Source organism: Streptomyces sp. SID13726 (genome assembly GCF_010548375.1).
Classification (GTDB): Bacteria; Actinomycetota; Actinomycetes; order Streptomycetales; family Streptomycetaceae; genus Streptomyces.
In genome coordinates this window covers 1-780 of the sequence record NZ_JAAGLY010000087.1, presented here as the reverse complement: position 1 = coordinate 780, position 780 = coordinate 1, and the positions used below count along the sequence as shown (strand labels likewise).

The 780-nt window shown below is 69.0% G+C and carries 1 pseudogene; it reads left to right on the top strand.

Annotated features, from left to right (window positions below):
* A pseudogene (locus tag G3I78_RS46475) lies at positions 1-574 on the top strand (nitrate/nitrite transporter); the annotation flags it as partial.
* Positions 575-780: the final 206 nt, after the last annotated feature.

The window sequence follows — 780 nt, the reverse complement described above, 5'->3', positions numbered from 1 at the left end:
CGGTTTCGCGGCGGCCCTGCCGCTCCTCATCAAGACGACCTTCCCGGCGTATCCGGTGGCGACGTACGCCTGGATGGGCCCGGCGCTGGGCGCCCTCGCCCGCTGGGCGGGCGGCTGGATCGCCGACAAGCTGGGCGGCGCGCGGGTGACGATCCTGTCGTTCGCGGGCATGGCCGGCTCGATCATCGGGGTGATCACCTTCCTCCCCTCCGGCTCCGACCAGGGCTCCTTCCACGGCTTCTTCTTCTGCTTCCTGTCGGCGTTCTTCTTCTCGGGGATCGGCAACGGCTCGACGTTCCGCCAGATACCGGTCATCTTCCGGAGCCAGCACCTGAAGGGCCTGACGGAGGGGACCCCGCAGTACGCGGCCGCGCTGAAGCAGGCGGAGATCGCGTCGGGCGCGGTCACCGGTTTCACGGCGGCGATCGCGGCGTACGGGTTCTTCTTCATCCCGGCGATGTTCGCCAACTTCGCGGTGACCAGCGCGATGTGGGGCTTCGTGGGCTTCTACGCCAGCTGCGTGGTGGTGGCCTGGTGGTTCTACGCCCGCAAGGGGGCGGAGGCCCCGAGCTAAGGGCCCGGCATCGCGAACGCCGGCGGGGCCGGACCATCCGGCCCCGCCGGCGTTCCCACATATTTGTGAATCCATTCACAAGCGAACGAAGGCCTTTCGGTCCGGGGAAACCGGCAGGTCAGTGGGGGTGTGGCGGTCGAGCCTCCGCGCGTGGCGGGACCTTCGGGCCGCAGGTCGGGACCAACGCGGCAGCAAATGATCGATCA